The sequence below is a fragment of the Alistipes sp. CAG:268 genome, from assembly GCA_000434235.1.
Classification (GTDB): domain Bacteria; phylum Bacteroidota; class Bacteroidia; order Bacteroidales; family Rikenellaceae; genus Alistipes; species Alistipes avistercoris.
Genome location: FR892016.1, coordinates 56,157 through 60,300 on the forward strand (window position 1 = coordinate 56,157; position 4,144 = coordinate 60,300).

Below are 4,144 nucleotides of genomic sequence, written 5' to 3' on the forward strand. Positions count from 1 at the left end.
TACACGACGACCACCGAGTCGATCAAGGAGTCGATCATCAAGGCCAACGACAAGGGCAAGATCAAGATCCGCAAGGTCGATGACAATACGGCCGACAAGGTCGAGATCGTGATCCAGGTGGCTCCCGACGAGTCGTCGGACAAGACGATCGACGCCCTCTACGCCTTCACCGACTGCGAGGTCTCGATCGCTCCGAACGCCTGCGTCATCTGGGACGAGAAACCGCACTTCCTGGGTGTGAAGGAGATCCTCCGCCGCTCGGCCGAGCACACCAAGTGGCTGCTGGGCCGCGAGCTGGAGATCCGCCTCGGGGAGCTGCAGGAGGCGTGGCATGCCGCCTCGCTCGAGCGGATCTTCATCGAGAACCGCCTCTACCAGCTCATCGAGGGGTGCAAGACCCGCGAGGAGGCCTACGCTGCCGTCGATAAGGGGCTGGAACCCTTCAAGAAACAGCTGCGACGTGAAGTGACGCTTGAGGATGTGCAGAAGCTCACCGAACTGAAGTTCATCCGCATCTCGCGCTACGATACGGAGAAGGCCGACAACGAGATCCGCCAGATCGAGGAGGACATCCGCACGACGCAGTACCACCTGGCCCACCTGACCGAGTATGCCGTTGCCTACTACGAGCGTATCCGCGACAAGTACGGCAAGGGGCGCGAGCGGCGCACCGAACTCCGGGAGTTCGACTCGATCGAGGCGACGAAGGTCGCCGTGACCAACGCCAAGCTCTACGTGGACCGCGCCGAGGGCTTCTTCGGCATCGGCAAGTCGATGAAAGATGCCGAGTTCGTCTGCGACTGCTCGGACATTGACGACGTGATCGTCTTCACCAAGGAGGGGCGCTACGTCATCACGAAGGTCTCGGACAAGGCCTTCTTCCAGAAGGGGATCTACTACATCGGGGTCTTCAAGCGCAATGACGAGCGGACGATCTACAACGTTCTCTACCGCGACGGCAAGAACGGCCCGCTGATGATGAAGCGCTGCGCCATCAAGGGCATCACGCGCGACAAGGAGTACGACATCACGAAGGGCACGCCCAAGAGTGAGATTCTCTATATGTCTGTGAATCCGAACGGTGAGGCCGAGGTGCTGAAGGTTTACTTCAAGCCCCGTCCGCGCCTGAAGAAGGTGATCGTCGATCTCGATTTCTCGACCCTTGCCATCAAGGGCCGCCAGAGCCAGGGCAACCTCTTCTCGCGCTACGGCATCCACAAGATCGTACTCAAGGAGCGGGGCACCTCGACCCTCGGCGGACTGACGATCTGGTTCGACGAGGATGTCCGCCGCCTGAACTCCGACGGCCGCGGCACATGTCTCGGCGAGTTCAAGGGCGACGACAAACTGATCGTCTGGACCTCGAAGAACCAGTATTACATCACGGGCTACGACCTGGGGCAGCACTTCCCCGACGAGACGATCCACGTGAGCCGCTACGAACCCGACCGCGTCTACAGCCTCTGCTACTACGACCGCGATCAGAAATACTACTACATGAAGCGCTTCACGGCCGAGATGTCCGACCGCATGCAGGCCTTCCTCGACGAGGATGCCGACTTCATCTGCGTGACCGATACGGCGGGTGCGCAGCTCGGGATCACCTACAAGGGCGCCCATGCCACGCGCCCGGCCGACCGGATCGACGTCGATGAGTTCGTGGGGGTCAAGAGCCACAGGGCCAAGGGCAAGCGCCTGACGACCTACGATGTGGCGGAGCTCCGCTTCATCGAGCCCGAACCGGCTCCCGAGCCCGACGACGAGGAGCCGCTCGACGACGGGGCGGACCCGGCCGACGGCCGGCCGGAGGGGGAGAGCACCCCGGAGAGCCGGCCTGCGGCGCCCGAACGTCCCTCCACTCCGGCAGGACGCGGCGTGCCGACCCGCTCGGAGACGGGGCTTCCCCCGACGGATGCCACGCCGGGCGGCGTGGCGTTCGAGATCGAGCGCCCGAAGGGGGATGCCGACGAAGTGGTGGACCCCGAACAACTCAACCTGTTCTGACGATGAAACCGATCTTTCTGGTGGGCTATATGGGCTGCGGCAAGAGCACGCTGGGCCGCAAGCTGGCGCGGCGGCTCGGTGCGTCCTTTGTCGATACGGATGCCGCGGTCGAGGAGCTGGAAGGGGCCTCGGTGGCCGACGTCTTCCGTTACGAGGGCGAGACGCGCTTCCGCGAACTCGAACGCGGGGTGCTCGAGCGGGTGATCGCCTCGGGCGATGCCGCCGTGGTCTCGACGGGCGGCGGCCTGCCCGTCTGGCGCGACAACATGGAGTGCATGAATGCCGCCGGACATACGGTCTACCTGTGCCGCACGGCGGCGCAGATCGCCGGGCGCCTGAGCCCCTACGGACGGCAGAAGCGCCCCCGCCTGCGCGGCCTGAGCGACGACGAACTGGTCGGCTTCATGGAGCGCGACATGGCCGTGCGCGACCCCTTCTACCGGAAGGCGGCGCTGACGGTCGAGTGCGGCGGGCGGAGCGATGACGAACTGGTGGGGGAGATCCTCGGGCGGCTCTTCCCCGACGGCCTTCCCGCGGGTTGCCGCCCGGCTGCCGGAGTGCATGACTGAATCTCAAGGAGCGATGAACGACGGAAAGACAACGGGAAACCGGGCCCCGATCGGGGTCTACGATTCGGGGCTGGGCGGACTGACCGTCTGGCGGGAGATCCGCCGTGCGCTGCCCTCGGAGTCGCTTGTCTACCTGGGCGACGGGGCTAACTGCCCCTACGGCTCCCGCCCGCGTGAGGAGGTGCAGCTGCTGGCCGATGCCGCGGTGGCGCGGCTGGTCGGCGCCGGTTGCAAGATGGTCGTCGTGGCGTGCAACACGGCCACGGCGGCGGCGATCGATTTCCTGCGTGCGAAATATGCCTCTCTGCAGATTGTCGGCATGGAACCGGCCGTAAAGCCCGCCTGCCTGGCCACCCGCAGCGGGGTGGTGGGGGTGCTGGCCACCGAACGGAGTCTCGACGGGGAGCTTTTCCGCCGGACTGCGGCCCGCTACGGCTCGGGTATCGAGGTACTCACGGTCCCCGGACGCGGATTCGTCGAGCTGGTCGAGGCGGACCGCGAACAGACGCCCGAGGCCGAGGCCTGCGTGCGCGAGGCCGTCGAGCCGATGCTGCGGCGCGGCGCCGACCAGATCGTGCTGGGATGCACGCACTATCCCTTCCTGCGCCCCGTCCTGGAGCGCATTGTGGCCGGCCGCGGCGTGACGATCGTGGACCCTTCGCCGGCCGTGGCGCGGCGGGTCGTGCAGCTGCTCGACCGCTACGGGCTGCGTGCTCCGGCCGACAACCTTCCCCGGCTCGAATTCCTCACCTTCGCCGACGAGACCTACCGTGCCCGGCTCGAGGCAAAGGCCCTTGCTTCAACGGACTGATTGCTGCAAGTGTCTGATTGAAAGAGCGAAGTCTCTGCTGATTGTATCTGTTGGTTTAAGTGGCCAACTTAATGCATAGCAGGTCAGTGTCGTATCCGTTATTTTTTCTCCGTTTCCGCCCTCCGGTTTTCAAATCCGCAAATATTTCCGTATCTTCGCTCGATAATATCGAGCGTCAAGGAAACACATGGCATCCAGAAACAATACATCCGCCTCTTCGGGCCGGCGGCAGACCGTGGCCCGCTCCAACAGCGACAGCGCCCGCTGGATCGCGGGACTGCTGCTGCTTTTCATCGGTCTGTTCGTCGCCGCCTCGGTCTTCTTCTCGTTTTTCACGTGGGACGTGGACCAGAGCATCCTGCAGCGTCCGGCCGAGGAGCGCGAACTGTTGGGCGACGAGGTGGAGAACCTCTGCGGCGAGGCCGGTGCGCGCATCGGCCGCATGCTGGTGGACAACTCGTTCGGCGTCTTCGGCATCCTGCTTCCCTGCATACTGGTGCTTGTCGGCATCCGCATCATCCGCCAGCGTCCGCTGCTGCTCAACCACTCGATCCTCTCGCTGCTGCTGATCCTCATCCTGGGGTCGCTGACCCTCGGTTTCGCCTTTGGCGACCGCTGGAGCCTCTGCTCCTCGACCGGCTGGGGCGGCGCCTTCGGCATCGGGGTTTCGGAGATGCTTCACGCCCACATCGGCGTGGTCGGGACGCTCATCCTGCTGCTCGGCGGGTGGATTCTCACGGGCGTGTTCATCAACCGCAAT

4 protein-coding genes are annotated in these 4,144 nt (G+C 64.6%); all 4 read left to right on the top strand.

All coding sequences use genetic code 11. The features are described from left to right. Nucleotides 1–2,004: DNA gyrase/topoisomerase IV subunit A (locus tag QZL63_RS09440; protein WP_290586710.1), on the top strand; the 2,004-nt coding region annotated here is incomplete at its 5' end. A gap of 2 nt (nucleotides 2,005–2,006) precedes the next feature. Continuing rightward, nucleotides 2,007–2,573 carry a shikimate kinase gene (locus QZL63_RS09445; RefSeq protein ID WP_022309065.1) on the top strand — a complete coding sequence of 189 codons (567 nt, stop codon included), beginning with the start codon at nucleotides 2,007–2,009 and terminating at the stop codon, nucleotides 2,571–2,573. A gap of 13 nt (nucleotides 2,574–2,586) precedes the next feature. Further along, entirely contained in the window at nucleotides 2,587–3,384 is a 798-nt protein-coding gene (gene murI, locus QZL63_RS09450) for a glutamate racemase (protein ID WP_022309066.1), read from the top strand. Between the two features lie 187 nt (nucleotides 3,385–3,571). Beyond that, nucleotides 3,572–4,144 (top strand): DNA translocase FtsK 4TM domain-containing protein (locus QZL63_RS09455; RefSeq protein WP_290586713.1); only part of this gene is annotated, 573 nt, incomplete at its 3' end.

Coding starts and splice junctions, on each gene's coding strand:
- murI (WP_022309066.1), top strand. CDS start 2,587: ATGAACGACGGAAAGACAACGGGAAACCGGGCCCCGATCGGGGTCTAC.
- QZL63_RS09445 (WP_022309065.1), top strand. CDS start 2,007: ATGAAACCGATCTTTCTGGTGGGCTATATGGGCTGCGGCAAGAGCACG.